This is a genomic window from Streptomyces sp. NPDC022910 (assembly GCF_055561075.1).
In genome coordinates this window covers 1-17075 of record NZ_JBVHHL010000097.1, presented here as the reverse complement: position 1 = coordinate 17075, position 17075 = coordinate 1, and the positions used below count along the sequence as shown (strand labels likewise).

The window sequence follows — 17075 nt, the reverse complement described above, 5'->3', positions numbered from 1 at the left end:
AGGCAGTGTCGGGGATGGCGGCGATGGCCCGTTTGATGGAGGGGTTCATGCCGGTGGTGATCGAGAAGCGAGCGCCGGCGCGGCGGCAGGCGGCGATGACGCCGGCGTTGTAGAACTGCGAGTCCGCGCGCAGGATGCGCAGGCCGGTGCAGCCGGCCTCGTGGGCGGCGGCCAGTGCCTCGCTGACGAATTTCGGGGCGCCCCGGGAGTCGGCTGCCTTGCCGCGGCGCATCCGCACGGTGGCGATCACCGGCCGGGCGGTGGGGGTGCAGATCGTGGCGAGCAGGGGATGCAGGGTGCGGATGCCCTTGAACCGGCCGTACTCCGCGCCCTGCTTGGTGCGGCCGTAGACGCGTTTGTGGGTGGAGTCGACATCGATGAACACCTTCTCGCCGGAGCCGGGCAGCAGTGGGGTGTGTGCGGCCAGTTCGCCGAGGAACTTCCGGTGCACGGCGTGCAGTTGGAGGGCATGACCATGGGTAAACGCGCGCAGGAACGTGCCCAGTGTGGACGGGGCACGGATCCCTCCGAACAACACGGGCATCGCTCCGTGCCGCAGGACGTCCAGGTCGTCGATGCTGTCCGCGCCTGCCGCCATGCCGGCCACGATGCCGGTTACCTTGGCGTCCGGTGCGGCGCCCGCGCCGTTGGTCGCCCCGCTCAGCTTCACCTTCTTGGCCGTCAGACGGGCAAGCCCGCACCGCTCGGCCAGCCGCATCACCGGGACCAGCCCGGCATGCGCGATCGGATTCGGGTCATCGAACGCAGCGGAGACCGCCGCGGGCGTATGGGAAACTTTCATCTCGGAAGTGCCTTGCTGATTGTGCGTGCTGGAAGCGTCAAGAACTCCCATCATCGCAGGTCACAAGGCACTTCTTCGTCTTCCCCAACGTTATCCACAAGGCATCGGTCGGTGGATCAAGGCTAAGGAGAAGATGTCGACCGCCACGACCACGGTCGGCTGGGCAGGAACACGGCCCCAATGCCGACCCCTACCACCGTCGCCCGGGCAGGAACACGGCGCACATGTCGGCCACGATGAAGAAGCGAGCTTCGGCAGAGCGTCATACGGCCGGTGCCCGGCTCTCATCTCCCTCTGCCTGTGGGTGCCGATAATTACGTCCGCACAGGTCAGCGGCCTTTGGCCTTCCGCTGAGCGGATGGGATCTGAACATGTTCAACACGTAACGGTTGCGCGCTTGAACGCGTTCGATTTGGCCTCGGTGCAGCGCACGGTTGGGCTGTCTGTCAGTGCGCTGACCTGTGCGGATGATTTATCGGCACCCGCAGGTGCTGCCGACGGTCGAGCACCACTGCACGGCGTCCAGCGTGAACTGCAAGCCCGCCGCGGTCAGAACTCCGCCCCCGGAGTGACGGCCGGTACGCCGGCGCGGGTCACGTCGGGCGCCTGATCGAGCCGGACAACGCGGCCAGTTCGTGGATGTGCGGCGCAAGCTCCGTCAACGGCTGCGACATGGCCCGGTCGGGTCCGGGAGGCGCGACGCTCCGGCGGGTGAGCGTATGGACGGCGTGCAGCGCAGGTCCGGCGGACGACCGATCGGCAAGATCTGCGGCGGCTGCTATGGCGATCGCCTCCGCAGCGAGCACGTGCCGGACTCCGTCGAGGGCGGTACGCAACTGGAAGGCCGCGACAGTCGCGTTCGCGACGTGGTCCTCCGCCTCGTCGACGGGCAGCCAGCGCGTGCTCGCCGGTACCAGCCCGCTCAACTGAAGCACGTGCGCGGTCACGGCGGTGACGAGCATGCCCAGGCCGAAGTTGCCGCCGGCCCCGACGAGCGACTCGGGCAGGCCGGGGCTGGACATGAGCCCGACCAGGCGTTGCCGCGACAGGCCCGCCAGCACGGTCATCGCCGTGGTGGCGGAGTCGAGCGGAATGCCGAGCGGGGCCCCGTGGAAATTGCCTCCGGAGACGATGGAATCCCCGTCCAGGACCGGGTTGTCGGTGCAACTGCGCAACTCCGTCGACACAGCGGCGCGCAGGTGGACCAACGCATCATGGGCTGCGCCGTGAACCTGTGGGACACAGCGCCAGGCGTACGCGTCGTGAAAACTCCGCCCCGCTTCGCGCCGCGCCGTCTCGGCGGCGCCGAGCACCAGCTCGACGGTGTCGGCGGTCCGGAGCGCACCGGGGTGGGGACGGGCGTCGACGATTGCCTGCGCGAAGGCGTCCCGGTGCCCGCGCCGTACCTCCACGCCGGCTGCGGCCAGCACGTCCGCAGTGCTTACAAGCCGCTCGGCGTCGAGCAGGCCGAGGGTGGCGAGCGCGGCGGTGACGGACGTGCCGTTCACCAGCGAGAGCCCGTCACGGGGACCGGGAGTAAACGGGTGCAGGCCACAAGCGGCCAGAAGTGGCCCGGCGGGCACCGCGTCCCCCGACTCGTCGAGGAGCTCTCCTTCGCCGAGCAACGGCAGGCCGGCGTGCGCACTCGGGACCAGATCCCCTGATGCGGCAAGAGAGCCGGTCGCGGGGACCGCCGGCGCCAGGCCGCGGTTGAGCACATCGGTCAGGGCGGTCAGCAGCGCCAGTGAGCATCCGGCACGGCCGGCCGCCAGGCTCGCCGCCTTGGTCACCCAGGCAGCCCGTGCCGCATGGCGGTCGAGCAGCGGACCGGTTCCACACGCGTGGCTGCGCAGCATCGCCATCTGATAGGCGCCCCGACTCCCGGCCGGGATGTCGAACGAGGACCGGCCCGCCACCTCGGTGGTCACGCCGTAGATCCTGGCACCACCGGCCAGCACCCTGGCGAACGCGGCCTGGCCCGCGCCCACGGTGTCGGCAAGGTCAGCCGCCCACGTCAACGTCCTCCCGGCGGCGACTGCCGCCACCTCCTCCGGCGTGATCCCCGCCGGTGACAGCACCACGCTCATCCGGGCGTCACCTCCGGCTCGGGCGCGAGCCGATGACGCGCCGCCGGGCCCTTGAGAATCCCCTTCACGAGGGGTACCGCAGCTCGTCGGTCGCTTCGGCGCCGATGCCGGGGCGGTCGGGGAGTACGAATCGTCCGTCGCGGAGTCCCGCCCCGACGAAGGGATCGTTCTCCAGCCACAAATGCAGGTCCAGATCCGCGTAATCGGCCATGCAGCTCAGGGCCGCTGCGGCCGTGATCGACAGGGAGGTCTCCACCTCGCAGCCGATCATCACCGACAGGTCCACAGCTCGGGCCGCGTGGATGAGGCGCGCTGCCTCCCGCATCCCGCCGCACTTGGTGAGTTTGATGTCGATGCCTGAGCACTTCCCGATGAGCGGCCGGAGCGACGAGAGGTCGGTGACCGACTCGTCGGCGATGACGGGGATGGGGGAGCGCTCGTGGACCTCGGCCAGGGACTTCAGGTCGGCGGCCGGCACGGGCTGCTCGAGCAGGGTGACCCCGCAGGACACGAGGACCTCGTCGAGAAGGTGGAACGTGCGGCCGGCGGTCCACCCGCCGTTTGCGTCGACGCGTAGCGGCACGTCCACGGCTGCCGCGATCTCCCGCACGATGGTGGCGTCATCGGGGCAGCCCAGTTTGATCTTTAGCGCGGAGAAGGCCGACGCGGCGTCCACGGCTGCCTTCACCATCCGGTCGACGGAGTCGAGCCCGATCGTGTAGCAGAGCTCGCGGGTGCGCCTGGCGTCCAGTCCCATCAACCGGAACGCCGGCATACCGACGAGCTTGCCGACGAGGTCGGTCAGTGCCATGTCGACGGCCGAGCGCGCGGCCCTGTTTCCCCCGAGTCGCTGGTCCAGGCGCGACAAGATCGCATCGGTGTCGAACGGGTCGTCGCCCAGGAGCGTGACCGCCCCCTCCAGGTAGCACAGGATCGACTCGATCGGTTCCCCCCGCCACGGCCCTGGCGCTGCCTCCCCGTACCCGACCTTCCCCCCGAACGCGATGGCGACGAAGACGTTCTCCACCACCTTCGTCGTGGACCGCGAGATCTTCAAAGGCTGGATGAGCCGCAATGGCTGCTTCCACACATCCATCCGCAGACGCTCGGTGGCGCCCATCACGCGGCCCTCCCGAGGAGCATCCGTACTCCCGCCGAACGTGGTGTTGTCGAGTATGTGCCTGGCGACGTCCTGCGTTGCGGGTGGGGCGGCCATCGTCATGGCTGTCCTTCCTGAACGGTCCGGAGTGGTGGAGGGCGGTTGCGGCCACCCGGGGTGGGCAACCCGTCCGCCGGTGTTCACCGGCGGGCAACGGCGTATCGACGTCAGGAGCGTCATGGCCGGGTTGCGCCGACGCCCCTGGCGCTGTCGCCCCGCTCTCGCACGTGGCGCGTGAAGAACCGCTGTGAGCGCGGCCGACTGCTGGCCAGGACGGCTTCGGGTGACCCGGTTTCCACCACCTGACCGGCCTCGATCATCAGCATGACGTCAGCCACCTTCGCGGCGAAGGGGATGTCGTGAGTCACCACGACGAGGGAGGTGCCGCTGCGAGCGAGCCCCAGGACCACGTTCTCGACCTCCTCGACGAGTTCCGGATCGAGCGCGCTGGTGACTTCGTCGAGCAGGAGCACGTCCGGTTCCAGAGCGGCGGCGCGGGCGATCGCGACCCGCTGCTGCTGCCCACCGGACAACTGGTGGGGGCGGCGTTTCTCCAGACCGGCCAGCCCGACCCGGTTGAGCCATTCCATCGCCTGCTCGTCGGCGGTGTGCCGGGACATCTTCCGGGTCCTCCGCAGCCCGAGTGTCACATTGGCCAGGGCGTCGAGGTGGCCGAACAAGGCGAACTTCTGAGAGACCAGGCCGATACGGCTCCGCAGCGCCTGCGCCGGGAGCGTGTCCGCGTCGACGCCGCCCAGCAGGACCGACCCGGTGGAGATCCGCTCCAGCCTGGTCAGGCAGCGCAACAGGGAGCTCTTCCCGGATCCGGAAGGACCCACCACGCTGATGGTGCGGCCGCGTTCCAGCCGGAAGCTCACGTCCGACAGGATCGTGGTGCCGCCGACCGACATCCCCATGTTCCGGACGTCCAGTACCACCTCGGCAGGGCGACGGCTGTCAGACATGAGCAGGGGTCTCCGTCCGTGGTCCGAGGTTGAGGGCGCTGCCGCGCCCACCGCGTGCCAGCACCTCTTCCAGGCGGCGGGCCATGAGCGTGAGAAGCACGTTGACGATGAGGTACAGCGCTCCGGCGGTGAGGTAGAGGGGCAGCGAGGCGAAGGTGGAGCTGATCGCCTGCTGCGTGCGCAGGGTCAACTCGGTGATGCTGATGAACCCCAGCATCGCGGTGTTCTTCACCAGGGCGACGGTCTCGTTGGTCAGCGCGGGCACCATGCCGGCGAATGCCTGGGGCCACACGACACGCAGGACGATGTCCTGGTGGCCGAGGCCCAGTGAGAGCCCGGCCTCCTCCTGCTCCCTCCCGACACCCGTCAACGCGGCCCGCACGATCTCGGTCACGTAGCTCGACCCGTACAGGCCGAGGCCGAGAATCCCGGCGACCGGGGCGGAGAGCTGCACACCGATGTAGGGCAGGCCGAAGAACCAGATGTACAGCTGGACGATGAACGGAGTGTTGCGGAACAGCCCCACGAACCCCCGGATCGCCCAACGCACAGGGCGGACATGCACGGCGTAGTCCACCGTTCCCAGGAGCCCGCCCAAGAGCATGGCGAACACCAGCCCCCCGCCCGCGTAGGCCAGTGTCAGGACGAACCCGTCGAGGAGGAACGAGAGGTTGTCGACCACGGCGGACATCTACGCACCGCCGTTCAGGCCGGCGGCGCCGAACCAGGTCTGGCGCAGTTTCCCGAGCGAGCCGTCGGCTTCCATCGCGGCTAGCGCCTTGTCGACGGACTGCCGCAGCGTGCTGTGGAGCGGCAGTACCACCGCGATCGGCTGTGCCGTGTTGAGCGGGGTCGGCAGGACCTTGAGGTTCCCGCCGAGCTTCTTGACGTAGTAGCCGGCCACGGGGGCGTCGGTGACCACGGCGTCGGCGCGGCCCTGGGCGACGAGTTGGAAGGCCGAGGGCGTGTCCTGGACCGTGACGATCTTGGCCTGCGGGAGCTTCGCCCGTACGAACTCTTCCGGAATGGTGCCGACCTGAACGGCGACGGTTGCCTTCGAAAGGTCGGATATTCCCTTGACCGAGCCGTTCGACGACTTCACCGATATCACGAACGAGTCTTTGATGTACGGCGCGGAGAACGACACCTGCCGGCGCCGCTGAGCCGTGTCCAGGATCCCCGAGATGGCGACCTGGTCGCGTCCTGATGTCACCGCCGGCAGCAGGCTGGTGAAGGGAAGCTGATCGAACGTCACATTCTTGCGGCCGAGGCGACGGGCCAGGGCCTGGGACAGGTCCACGTCGAAGCCGGTGAGCTTCCCACCTTCGAGCTGCTCGAACGGGACGAAGCCGGGGTTGATCGCCACTCGCAGAGTGCCCGTGGCCGAAGATGCCGACGAAGAAGTGGCCGAGGAGCTGCCGCACCCGGCTAGGGTCAGCAACGTGAGTGCGGCCAATGAGGCGCGCATCGTCTTCCGGATGCCCACTGGCGTGTTCTCCTTTCAGGGGGATGCTGCCGCCGCAGGGTCGGCGTGCAGCGCGTTGACGGTGAAGATGCCGGGAGGCGGATTGCCGCGAGCGACGTCGGCGCCGCGGCCCACTACGCGCTCACGGTGATTCACCCCCGGCCTTGACCTTCCAGCAGCGCGGCCGCCAGGGCCGCATAGCCGCGCGCGCCGTCCAGCAGTGCGCCCAGGTGGACGTACTCGTCCGCACGATGAGCCATGTGCTGCTCACCGACACCGAAGCCGATCGTGGGGATGCCCAGTCGGCCGGCGGTCAGGGATCCGTTGGTGCAGAACGCGTACCTGCCCGGGGTGTCGGACAGGCCGACGGATGACAGCGCGGTGCGGGCGGTGTCCACCAGCTCGCCTTCCGTCCACCACCCCGGTGCGATCTCGCGCACCGTGAGCTCGTGTCCTGTGTACGTGGACGCACCGACCTCCACCGTGCTCACCGAGAGGATCGGTGGCTCCGGCCAGTTTCTCCACGCCCGGGATGCGGCGTGCGAGAACAGGGCATGCAGCTGATCCTCGGTGTCCTCGGGGAGGAAGCGGACGTCGAAGCGTGCCTGAACCCGGCCGGGTACGGTGGACACGGAGGGGAAAGGCGACGACACGGCATCGATGCAGGTGATGTCCCGGTAGCCCAGCTGGGCATGACTGGGGCGCGGTGCCTGCCGCAACTCTGCGAGCAGATCGGCCAGCGCCTCCATCCCGTTGACGCCGTCCGTAGCGCGGGCGGCGTGAGCGGAGCGGCCGACGATGTCGACCTGGAGCTTGGCCCGTCCCCGGTGTCCTACCATGAGCTTCAACTCGCTCGGCTCCGTGACCACGACGCACGTCGGCCGAAGGATGTCGAGGGCGCAGGCCAGCGCCGCGCCCTCCATGAACTCCTCATCGACGCTGGCGACCAGCGCGACCATCCCCGGTGAGGCGGCGAACCGCTGAGCCTTCGAGCCCAGTCCCACGACCGCCGCCGCGAGGGAAGCCTTCTGGTCACATACGCCGAGGCCGTAGAGGCGATCGCCGAGGATCTCCGCACCGAACGGGTCCAGCGACCACTCCCCGTCGGCCGGCGGTGGGATCGTGTCGACGTGACCGTCGAAGACGAGCCGGGGATGACCGGGCAGGCCACGTCCGAGGGTCCCGATGGCATTGCCCGCCGCGTCGACGCGGACCGCGAAGCCATGCGCGCGCATGCTGTCGGCGAGCAGCTTGACGGCGGCGCCTTCCTGTCCCGAAGGACTCGGAACACGGACCAGACTCTGCGCCAGCGACACCACTTGGTCGATCATGGACATTCCAGCTCACCCCATACACCGTCCACGGTCGGCATGGCAGCCTGGACGGTCATCACCGCTCCAGATCCAGCAGGCGGACGGCCGTCCCGCCGAGAATCGCCGCCCGTTCCCCGGCGCCGAGGCCGGGTATTCCCTCCACCAGATCCGCCGTCCGCACCGGGTCGTACCAGGGGAAGTTCGGAGCCGAGCATCACGCGATCGGCACCGATGTGCCGGACCAGTCCCGCCAGTTGGGTCGCCGTCGGGACATGGGGAGCGCCGGCCCAGGCGATGATCTCCGACAGGTCGAAGGCGACCTGGGGGGTAGGTGTCGGCCAGCTCGGCGGTTTCCGGCCAGCACGCTCCGCCCAGGTGAGCGAGGACGAGCGGAGTCTCGGCCACCGTCGCAGAACGGGGCCGAACTCGCCGGGTCGCGGCGAGGCGTCGCCACGGTGGCCGGGACCCGAGTGCGACAGGACGACCAGACCGGCGTCGCTGCAGATGTCGTAAATGGCGTGCAGACGGGGATCCGCGGGGAGGAGCCCCTGGGACACGGGATGCATCTTGACCCCCCGCACACCCGCGTCGGCGAGCTCTGTGAGGTGATCCACGATCTCCCGGTGGGTGAGCACCGTCGGGTCGAGGCTGACCAGCACTTCCAGCAGCGGGTTGTTCCGGGCCGTTTCGGCCACCCACCGATTAGACGCTCGCATGGCTTCGGCGGCAGTCTTCGCCGACTGAGGCGGCGATGTGGGCGGGTTGCTCCGGGGCACGGCCAGGGCGTAGCCGGTCCATGGCTTCGGTACGGGCGAGGGCCGTGTCAAACAGATGGACGACGACGGCCCGGTCGAAGCCAGCCTGTCCGTAGACGGTCGCCAGATCGGTGATGTCGCCGGCGGTGGTGGAGAACTCCACGCCGGGGTCGTCGCCGTATTCCCAGATGACGTAGCTGTCTTTCGCCTGCTGACCGACGCGCCTGTCCGGGTAGAGATGCACGTGGACGTCGACGAGAGGATCGGATCCGCCTACGCCCATGATCAGGCGCTCGCGGTCTCGGTGGGCGGCAGACCGAGGAGGACCTGCTTGGCACTGTAGGAGGGCAGTGCACGGGCCACGAGCATGGCCGCCACGTAGATGACGATGGTGGTGACCCACGCCTCCACGGAGGGGATGCCCACGTTGGTCTTCCCGAAGCCCGGCGTTCCCGGAATGAGCCCACCGGTGAAGGCTCCGACCCCCAGTCCGGCGAGGATCGCCACGATCCCTGCCGCATTGCCGGGCGACGCCGCCGCCCAGGACGTCACGGCCCTGGGTGCGGCGCCGTCTCCGGAGGTTCGCCGGCACCCTGACACCCGTTCGAGGAGGAACACGTCGATTGCCATGACGATGGTCGCGCAGGGGAGGAAAACCGCGCACATATTGGCCACGATGAAGAAGTTGTCCTGCAGTGAGGACGACTGCTGCATGAACCCTGCGATCGCCGCGCCGATGACACCGAGGACGAGGATGGTCTCGATCCGCCGCCGGCCGCGGAGGAAGTTCTGCACGGCGTTGACCGCCTCGTAGAGGTTGGCATCGTTGACCGCGACCACGTTGATGGTGAACACCACGACCGCGAGCACGGTGAGTCCGAACAGCGAGAACTTGGTGAAGAAGTGCATCGTGGCGCCCAGGGTCGACGCGCTGGAGAGCTCGGCCATGAGGTAGCCCGCCACAGGGAAGACCAGCATCCCCAGCCCGTAGCCGACCAGTAGGGGCACAAGGTTGTGGGAGCGGCCCCTGCGGGCGTACCGGAACATGTCGGGTTCGTTGCCGTACACGGCGACGCCCACCAGGAGTCCGACGGTGAGGAGGATGCCCTGGGTCGGCTGGACGTGAGGAGCGGCGAACAGGTTGGGTCCCGCGGTCGCGGCGATGGCCTTGATGATGGTGTAGGCGCCCCAGACGAGCAGGAGGGGAGCCGCCAACCGGGCGTACCCCGAGACGCTGCGGAATCCGAGCAGGTTGTTGGCGATCATGACGAAAGCGAACAGGACACAGAACAGCTGCAAGTGGCCGAGCCCGACCAGACCGTCGAGGAGCTGCGCCAGGAACACCGCCTGGAAGCCGTACCACCCCAGCCCGGTGAGGGTGAGCAGCAGCGACGCCAGTGCGCTTCCGGACTTCCCGAGGACTCCCCGGGCCAGTACGGAGTGAGGCTGACCTGTGACGGTACCCACGTTGGTCGCCAGCAGACCGTAGCCGAGCATCACGACGACACCGATCAGCGAGGCCCACAACACCTCACCCAGCGACATGCCCGCGGAACGGGCGAGGTAGCCGGTGTACATGTTGGAGACAGTGGCCTGGCACGTCACCCACAGGAGGGTCATCCTCAGCGATCCGTCGCGCCGGCTCTCCGGTACGACCTCTTCCAGCAAGTCCGAGGACTCGAGCTTCGACAGCAGGTCCTGTGAGCCGTGACCGGCTTTTCCGGTTCCCGCCTGGGCTGTTTCCACCATGCTGTGACTCCCTACACGGTATGCGCTTGTGCGCCGGGATCATTGGGGTTTACATCAAGACAGCTCGATCTGACCGAGAGACATGTGCGATGACCTGCGTGAGCCGGCTGGGCGTCCCGGCCTCAGTCGGCGGCGGTCCCCACGGCCGGGTCCTGTAGTCGGGTCGCGGTCGAGGCGGGGAACTCCGTTTCGATGACGAGCAGGATGTGCGCGCATATCCGCTCCGCCAGGAGCTTCCCCTTCTCCGCGCTCGCCTTGGTGGCCGAGGCGAGTACACCGCTGGCGGTGGACATCGTCCTGTCGATCGGCACGACGTCATAGGGCGGATGGCGCAGCGGCGCGTCGTCGCAGATCCGGTCTTCCCGGATGGCGCCGGGCCGCAGATAGGCGAACAGCGAGGTCTCGATGAGTGAGGCATGTTCGAGGTCGAGACCGGGGAAGCCCTCCGGGAACAGCTCCGTCAGATCCTCCTCGGAGAACTGCGGCAAGCCCTGCTCCACCACCACGATCTTGACGTGCGGATGGCGTTCGGAGACCAGGAAGGCCGGCTCGTACACGAACCCGGAATTCTCGAAGTGCCAGTTGTAGACGACGATGCGAGTGAAGCCGGTGCGCACGAGCTCGTTGAGTACGTCCTCCAGAACGGCCATCAATGTGGTGGCGCGCAGCGAGAGAGTGCCGGGGAAGTGCTGTCCGCCACCGCTGCCGGGACGGGAGCGGTAGCCCAGCCGCAGCGCCGGGCCGACGACGAAGTGCCGTTCCGCCGCGGCCATTCGCAGCAGTGCCTGCGGGATCGCCCAGTCAGCGGCCACCGGCAGGTGGGGGCCGTGCTGCTCGGTAGCCCCCACCGAGACGACCACGGGGGTGTCCCGTCGGGCCTCCTCGGCGATCTCCTGCCATGTCATCCACTCGTACTCGGCGGTCCCCGCGCCGATCCTCGGACACATCAGGTCGTCGATCACGTCGACCCCTTCCTCGTCGGGCGCGACGTGCGCCGCGCTGTCGCATCGGTGGCACGCGGGTGGTTCCGGCCCCGGTTCTCGGCGGTCAGAGGGTGTGCCATGACGCCCTCTCCTGCGTGAACTCCCGCCATTCCCGCCACGGGGCACTCGTGTAGAAGCGGGCCACAGCGGCCTCGACCACCGCGGCGGCGGATCGGCGGTCCCGCTGATCAGGGCCGTGCCGTTCGGCCAGGAACCGGCGCAAGTCCGCCCGGATCGCGCAGTCGTCGACCTTGGTTGTGCGGCCTTCGGCGAAGACCAGGTCGCCGTTGACGTACACCTGGCGCAGGGCGGCGGGGCGTGCCCGTCGCACGACCGCATCGATGCCTTCCGCTGCCGGGTCGAGGTACGCGCCGGTGACCGCTTCCCAGTCCAGCACCAGGAAGTCCGCGGCACAGCCGGGTTGCAGTCGGCCGATACGCTCGGCGAACGGCGTGGTGGCAGCCGATCCCTCCAGCGCCATGTTCAGCACCTCGGCTGCGGTCGTACGGGCAGTGGCGTCATGACCAGGGGCCTGGGCCAGCGCCCAGGCCAGCCGGATCTCGCTGAACATGTCGCGATCGTCGGCGAGACCTGCCTCGTCGATGCCGAGTGCCAGCCGCACGCCATGCGCCCGTAGCCGCGCCGTAGGGGCCAAGCCGCTGCGCAGCCGCAGGTTGCTCCCGGGGTTGTGACAGACGAGCGTGCCGCTCGCGGCCAGCAATTCGATGTCGGATCCGTCGATCCACACGGCGTGGCCGAGGGTCAGCCGATTGGACAGCAGCCCGCGTTCGTGCAGGTACCCGACTGCGGTGCGGCTGCCTGAGAGGTGGGCGGCGTACACCTCTTGATAGGGCGTTTCGGACAGGTGCATGTGCATACCGACGTCGTCGCGCTCGGAGATCTCGGCGGCGGCCCGCAGCAGCTCCTCGCTGCACCAGTGCAGGTTCGCGGGCGCGAGCTGGATGGCGATGCGGCCGTCGGCGGCCCCGTGCCACTTATCGCGCAGCCGTGTGTAGCTCGACGCCAGTTGCTCTTCGGGGGTTTCGTAGCGGGCGGGAGTCAACTTGCGCACCGCCGCCAGCTCGGCGGGGGAGAGGGAGGCGATGAACCGCTGGTCGTCGGAGTACACGAAACGGTTCTGGTCCGTCAGTCCGCGGGAGTAGGACACCCTCATGCCCACGTCGGCGTACGCCTGCAGTACGGCCTCGTCGGCCGCCTCGTACTGCTCGGGGTTGCCGCGCAGGCGCCCGTTGAGGTGCTGGACCGTGGTCACGCCGCCGGCGAGGAGGTCCGCGGCGCCACACACGGTGTCGAGGTAGGGGTCCACATCCGGCGGTCCGTGCCTGCGAGCGATCCACAGTTCGAGGGCGTCGTCGGGTACCCCGAGCTGGGTGGGGGTGAGTCCGACATGGTGGTGTGCGTCGACCAGGCCGGGCATGATCAGAGACGTGGAGGCGTCGATCTCGACCACGTCCCCGTCGAGTTCGGGCAGGTCCCGACACGGCCCTGCGTACCGCACGGTGGCGTCCCGGATGACGAGTGCCGCGTCCCGGATGATCTGTGAGGCGCCCTGGTGCGCATCGGTGAGCAGTCGTCCCGCTCGAACCACTGTCGTCGTCGCCATCAAGCACCACCGCCTCGGTCCTTGTGAAAGAGCTCCGTCACCGGAGCCTCCCTGCAGAGCCACACTTCAGCGGACACTCATGACATTGCTGTAAAGCAGCGTGACGTCCCCGTTAAGGAGTTGACAGACGACCTGCTCCGGTAGCGTCTTTGAGGCGCTCTTCTCTCGTTCGGAGTGGCGTGATGTCGGATGAATCAGCATTTTAGAAACGTGGAAGCTCATGGCGCGTCGGTCCACACTGCACAGGAATGAAGTGTTACTGAACAACTGAACGGCCCCGCTGGCAGTGGAGGCGCGTTGCTGTGAGGGGTGGCTGACCTCCAGGAAACCGATGTGGCCTCCAGGCGAAACAAACCTTCCCCTTATTGTTGCCAGTTGACAGGACGTAGGCGTGTGCACCGGTCGGCGGGTGCGACGTTAAGTGAAGCGGATTGGCCGTGCCTCGGAACAGGTCACACGGTCATCGCTGCCGCAGAGTCCGGGCTGTTCACGAACACGCAGACGAGCTGGGCCGTCTCGGCCCACGGATTGGAAAGGCGGTGCGGTGTCGTGGCGGGAAAGGTAAGGGTGTCGCCGGTCTTCAACTCGAATCGCTGTGCACCGACCTCGATGACAAGGCGTCCGGCGGCAAGGTAGTTGAACTCGTGGCCGGCGTGGCGTACGAACTCGTCGCCCGGCGGCGAGACGGCTCCGGGCGCGTAGGTGAGGAGCAGGCAGTTCGCCCCCGGCAGGGAAGGGCCGCTGAGAACCCGGAACTGCTCACCGCCCTGGAGATCGACCACCCGCTGGGTCTCGCGCGGGATGAGCTCCACCGCCTGACGCATGTGAGCCACCAGGCCGTCACGCACGACGTCACCGTGGCCGGGATGCGGCAGTACGGGCCCGGTCTCGGCGTGGAAGGCCGTGCCACCCGGGCTCGGCACCCCGCCCGAGAGGTCGCTGAGGGACACCCCGAGCTGACGCGCGATCTCATAGGCGGTCTTGACCGTGGGGCGGGTCTTGCCGGTCTCGATCTGCGACAACGCGCTGCCACTGATACCCGAACGGCGGGCCAATTCCCGCAGGGACACGTTCTGCGCCTTGCGCGCCGTGCGGATGTTGTGGCCGATATCGGCGGCAGGGCCGTTGGCGGCGGGGATCGGGCGGTCCGTCATGGGCCTCAGTGTATCGAGCCACCGCTTAACACTGTCGTAACGCGGATCGCCGCTGAGCTGTGTAGTCTGCGTTAAGCGACGGCGCCGGGGGCACACCTTCCCCAACCAACACCCCATGACTTCGGGGACGGGGGAAGCACCCGCAAGCCAGAGGTCGGTGCCCGTTCGTGAGCCGGTGCCCAAGCCCTGCGGACGGACCCTGGGACGCATCGGGGAGCAGGCGCTCGCAAGGGATCGCTGAACGCCTGGGGTGCCTGCCGCCGATCCGAATCGCTGCCAGGGTACGCCTGACCGCTCGGCGCGGTTCCTGGACTGCACAGCGGCAAGACCCGCATCGTCGGACGGCCGTCGAAAGACCTGAGCCTCTGCCATCTCGCACCGTCGAGAGCCCTTCCCGCCCTAGGAGTAGCCTCAAGATGCCCACCGACGATCAGCGACCGCAGACGATCGACCTCGCCTCACGCGCCCTTGGTGGCAGCGTCGTCGCGGCCAACGACGAGTCCTTCGGCGAGAAGGAGAACCTGATCGTTCCCGGCGCCGCCGACTTCACCCCTGGCTCCTTCGGCCACAAGGGGGAGATCGTCGACGGTTGGGAGACGCGCCGCAGGCGGACAGCCGGCCACGACTGGGCCCTGATCCGCCTCGGCAGCCCCGGGGTCATCCACTCCATCGACGTCGACACCAGCTTCTTCACTGGGAACTACCCCGAGGCGTGCCGCATCGAAGCTTGCGGGGTGGAGGGCTATCCGTCACCCGAGGAACTGGGTGCTCCGGACGTCGACTGGCAGGAGATCGTCCCCCTCTCGCCTTTGCAAGGTGACACCCACAACTACTTCACCGTGACGGCGCCCACCCGGTTCACGCACATACGGCTGTCTGTCCACCCCGACGGAGGTGTCGCCCGATTCCGCATCAACGGCCGCGTCGTCCCGGACCCCCGCCGCCTCCAAGACCTCACCTTCGACCTGGCGGCCCGGGAACACGGCGGGGTGGTGGAGGACAGCAGTGACACCTTCTACTCATCCGCGGGCGTCCTCAACCTTCCCGGCCTGGCCCGGCACATGGGGGACGGCTGGGAGACCCGTCGCCGGCGCGGAACCGGTAACGACTGGGCGATCGTCAGCCTCGCCGCCCCCGGGCGGCTCCGCCAGATAGAGGTCGACACCTCCTACTACGTCAACAACGCCTCGGGCGAGTGCGCACTCCACGGTGCGAGCAGCGAGACGACGCCGGGAGCCGACTCCCCCCTCTGGTTCCCCCTGCTGTCCCGAACCCGACTCCAGCCCGACACCAGGCATTTCTTCGACGTCACCGGTACGGCAGCCGTCACCCACGTCCGCTTCGACGCCTTCCCGGACGGAGGGATCTCCCGCCTGCGCCTCTTCGGCGCGGTCGACTCAACGGCATGGCCCGCGCTCGTCCTCCGCTGGTTCAACGTCCTGCCCGCCGACCAGGCACAGGCTGTCCTCACCGGCAGTGCCGGGCTCGACCCGGAAACCGCACGGCTGATCACCGCCAGGAGACCGCTCGTACCGGGCGACCCGGCCGCCGAAGCGATCCCGGGACTTGGCGGTGCCTGAGCCTCGACCGAGGTTTCGGGCGCACTGGGTGGCCCACGCGGCGGTGACGTTGCGGGTGCCGATTAATCATCCGTTCTGGTCACGCGGCATGTCGGTACTCGTGGAGGGTTCCGCCGAGGTGGTCGCGTCGGCGGACTTCCAGGTGTCTGATGTGCGCTGGTACGTTGATCGGCTCGGGCAGTGGGCGAATGGGCGCGGCCTGCCCCAGGGTGGGTTGGGGGTTGAGTCGGCCTGGAGCGCGGTGCTGGCGTTGCCGCCAGCCCGTTTCTCCAGACCGCTCGCCGAGTGAAGTACCGTGCGCCTCACAATGCAACGGGCTCTGCGCCTGCCGAGAATGTCATCCATGCAGCTCAGAAGCTTGTTCGGTGCTGAGGCAGGATGAGCAGTCGTGTTGCTTCGTCTCGCCTACCTGACCATCACCAACGCGTTCGCCGCGCTGTGGCTGCTACCGATGAGCGACCGTGACAAGGACGCGGAGATCCTCGCCCTGCGCCACCAGATCATGGTCCTCGAGCGGCAGCTCGGGGAGGACCGGGTGAAGTTCGCCTCGGAAGACCGAGCCTTCCTCGCCGCTCTGCTGGTGCCGCTGCCGCGCCAGGTTCTGCGTCGGCTCCGGTTGCTGGTCCAGCCCGACACCGTGCTGCGATGGCACCGCGACCTGATCAAGCAGCGCCACGCCCGCACCTGCCGACCGAATAGGCCGGGCCGCCCGCCCACCGTTCGCTCAATCCGCATCCTGATCCTGCGCCTGGTCCGGGAGAACCCGTCATGGGGCTACCGCAGGGTGCATGGCGAACTCGCCACCCTCGGCATCAAGGTCGCCGCCTCCACCGTCTGGGAGATCCTGAAGAACGAGGGGATCGACCCCGCGCCCGACCGAGCCGCCACGACCTGGTCCGACTTCCTGCAGTCTCAGGCCGACGCAATCCTGGCCTGCGACTTCATCGAGGCCGTCACCCTGACCGGCCGAAGCCAGTACATCCTCGCGGTCATCGAGCACTGCACCCGCCGCATCCGGATCCTCGGCACCACGGCGCACCCCACCACGCAATGGGTGAGCCAGGCCGCACGAAACCTCGTCATGGACCTCGAAGACGCCTCAGCCACCGTCACTTACCTCATCGGGGACCGGGACTCGAAGTTCCCTGCGCTCTTCGACCAGATCCTGGCAGCCGCCGGCATCCAGGCCGTGCTCACCGGCGTCCGGATGCCGCGCATGAACTCAATCATGGAGCGCTGGGTCCAGACCTGCCGCCACGAACTCCTGGACCGCACCCTCATCTGGAACGAGCGCCACCTGCGCCACGCCCTCCGCCAGTTCGAGCAGCACCACAACGCCCACAGGTGAGGGGCCTCGCGTTTTTCGGACAGGGTCTGGCCGAGCAATTCATGCCGTGAGTTGCAATTCCTGGAACTCGGCGTGCACTTCGCCCGGGGGG

16 protein-coding genes are annotated in these 17075 nt (G+C 68.3%); 3 read left to right on the top strand and 13 right to left on the bottom strand.

Translation table 11 applies throughout. The annotated features are described in order from the left end of the window. The 13 genes from ACZ3TS_RS40660 to ACZ3TS_RS40600 form a co-directional block, all read right to left on the bottom strand. The coding region (locus ACZ3TS_RS40660; RefSeq protein ID WP_467627654.1) for a transposase at positions 1 to 802 on the bottom strand (802 nt) is incomplete at its 3' end. Between the two features lie 593 nt (positions 803 to 1395). Next, positions 1396 to 2889: an aromatic amino acid lyase gene (locus tag ACZ3TS_RS40655; RefSeq protein WP_467627651.1), complete on the bottom strand. Its 1494-nt coding sequence runs from the start codon at positions 2887 to 2889 to the stop codon at positions 1396 to 1398. A 64-nt stretch (positions 2890 to 2953) separates the two neighbouring features. Continuing rightward, the gene (locus tag ACZ3TS_RS40650; protein ID WP_467627649.1) at positions 2954 to 4111 is read right to left on the bottom strand and encodes a dipeptide epimerase; all 1158 of its coding nucleotides are present in this window, start codon (positions 4109 to 4111) and stop codon (positions 2954 to 2956) included. Between the two features lie 113 nt (positions 4112 to 4224). Continuing rightward, entirely contained in the window at positions 4225 to 5013 is a 789-nt protein-coding gene (locus tag ACZ3TS_RS40645; RefSeq protein WP_467627647.1) for an amino acid ABC transporter ATP-binding protein, read from the bottom strand. Beyond that, positions 5006 to 5704, bottom strand: a complete 699-nt coding sequence (locus ACZ3TS_RS40640; RefSeq protein WP_467627645.1) for an amino acid ABC transporter permease — start codon at positions 5702 to 5704, stop codon at positions 5006 to 5008. Before ACZ3TS_RS40640 ends, ACZ3TS_RS40645 begins: the two co-directional genes overlap by 8 nt. Beyond that, complete coding sequence (locus ACZ3TS_RS40635) at positions 5705 to 6379, bottom strand: substrate-binding periplasmic protein (RefSeq protein WP_467627643.1); 675 nt, start codon at positions 6377 to 6379, stop codon at positions 5705 to 5707. 251 nt (positions 6380 to 6630) lie between these two features. After that, on the bottom strand, positions 6631 to 7809 hold the full coding sequence (locus tag ACZ3TS_RS40630; RefSeq protein ID WP_467627640.1) for a M20/M25/M40 family metallo-hydrolase: 1179 nt from the start codon (positions 7807 to 7809) through the stop codon (positions 6631 to 6633). Then, on the bottom strand, positions 7806 to 8507 hold the full coding sequence (locus tag ACZ3TS_RS40625) for an amidohydrolase family protein (RefSeq protein ID WP_467627638.1): 702 nt from the start codon (positions 8505 to 8507) through the stop codon (positions 7806 to 7808). Before ACZ3TS_RS40625 ends, ACZ3TS_RS40630 begins: the two co-directional genes overlap by 4 nt. Then, positions 8494 to 8790, bottom strand: coding sequence for a hypothetical protein (locus ACZ3TS_RS40620; protein WP_467627636.1), 297 nt, complete (start codon positions 8788 to 8790; stop codon positions 8494 to 8496). The genes ACZ3TS_RS40625 and ACZ3TS_RS40620 overlap by 14 nt, the downstream gene beginning before the upstream one ends. A 41-nt stretch (positions 8791 to 8831) precedes the next feature. After that, positions 8832 to 10295, bottom strand: a complete 1464-nt coding sequence (locus ACZ3TS_RS40615) for a cytosine permease (protein WP_467627635.1) — start codon at positions 10293 to 10295, stop codon at positions 8832 to 8834. Positions 10296 to 10417: 122 nt separating this feature from the next. Further along, positions 10418 to 11257: a creatininase gene (locus tag ACZ3TS_RS40610; protein WP_467627633.1), complete on the bottom strand. Its 840-nt coding sequence runs from the start codon at positions 11255 to 11257 to the stop codon at positions 10418 to 10420. Between the two features lie 85 nt (positions 11258 to 11342). Then, positions 11343 to 12902 (bottom strand): amidohydrolase family protein, encoded by a 1560-nt coding sequence (locus ACZ3TS_RS40605; protein WP_467627631.1) that lies wholly within the window; start codon positions 12900 to 12902, stop codon positions 11343 to 11345. A gap of 452 nt (positions 12903 to 13354) precedes the next feature. Then, positions 13355 to 14056: a helix-turn-helix domain-containing protein gene (locus tag ACZ3TS_RS40600; RefSeq protein ID WP_467627629.1), complete on the bottom strand. Its 702-nt coding sequence runs from the start codon at positions 14054 to 14056 to the stop codon at positions 13355 to 13357. Between the two features lie 416 nt (positions 14057 to 14472). On the opposite strand from ACZ3TS_RS40600, the gene alc reads away from it, so the two are divergent. From alc to ACZ3TS_RS40585, 3 genes are all read left to right on the top strand, one after another. Beyond that, entirely contained in the window at positions 14473 to 15636 is a 1164-nt protein-coding gene (alc, locus tag ACZ3TS_RS40595) for an allantoicase (protein ID WP_467627627.1), read from the top strand. A 28-nt stretch (positions 15637 to 15664) separates the two neighbouring features. Next, entirely contained in the window at positions 15665 to 15925 is a 261-nt protein-coding gene (locus ACZ3TS_RS40590) for a hypothetical protein (protein WP_467627624.1), read from the top strand. A 99-nt stretch (positions 15926 to 16024) separates the two neighbouring features. Further along, on the top strand, positions 16025 to 16984 hold the full coding sequence (locus ACZ3TS_RS40585) for an integrase (RefSeq protein WP_467627622.1): 960 nt from the start codon (positions 16025 to 16027) through the stop codon (positions 16982 to 16984). Positions 16985 to 17075: the final 91 nt, after the last annotated feature.

Bases quoted from the DNA above. Each gene is read 5' to 3' on its own strand.
- ACZ3TS_RS40600 (WP_467627629.1), bottom strand. From the start codon at position 14,056: ATGACGGACCGCCCGATCCCCGCCGCCAACGGCCCTGCCGCCGATATC.
- ACZ3TS_RS40650 (WP_467627649.1), bottom strand. From the start codon at position 4,111: ATGACGATGGCCGCCCCACCCGCAACGCAGGACGTCGCCAGGCACATA.
- ACZ3TS_RS40655 (WP_467627651.1), bottom strand. From the start codon at position 2,889: ATGAGCGTGGTGCTGTCACCGGCGGGGATCACGCCGGAGGAGGTGGCG.
- ACZ3TS_RS40605 (WP_467627631.1), bottom strand. From the start codon at position 12,902: ATGGCGACGACGACAGTGGTTCGAGCGGGACGACTGCTCACCGATGCG.
- ACZ3TS_RS40630 (WP_467627640.1), bottom strand. From the start codon at position 7,809: ATGATCGACCAAGTGGTGTCGCTGGCGCAGAGTCTGGTCCGTGTTCCG.
- ACZ3TS_RS40640 (WP_467627645.1), bottom strand. From the start codon at position 5,704: ATGTCCGCCGTGGTCGACAACCTCTCGTTCCTCCTCGACGGGTTCGTC.
- ACZ3TS_RS40645 (WP_467627647.1), bottom strand. From the start codon at position 5,013: ATGTCTGACAGCCGTCGCCCTGCCGAGGTGGTACTGGACGTCCGGAAC.
- ACZ3TS_RS40625 (WP_467627638.1), bottom strand. From the start codon at position 8,507: ATGCGAGCGTCTAATCGGTGGGTGGCCGAAACGGCCCGGAACAACCCG.
- alc (WP_467627627.1), top strand. From the start codon at position 14,473: ATGCCCACCGACGATCAGCGACCGCAGACGATCGACCTCGCCTCACGC.
- ACZ3TS_RS40615 (WP_467627635.1), bottom strand. From the start codon at position 10,295: ATGGTGGAAACAGCCCAGGCGGGAACCGGAAAAGCCGGTCACGGCTCA.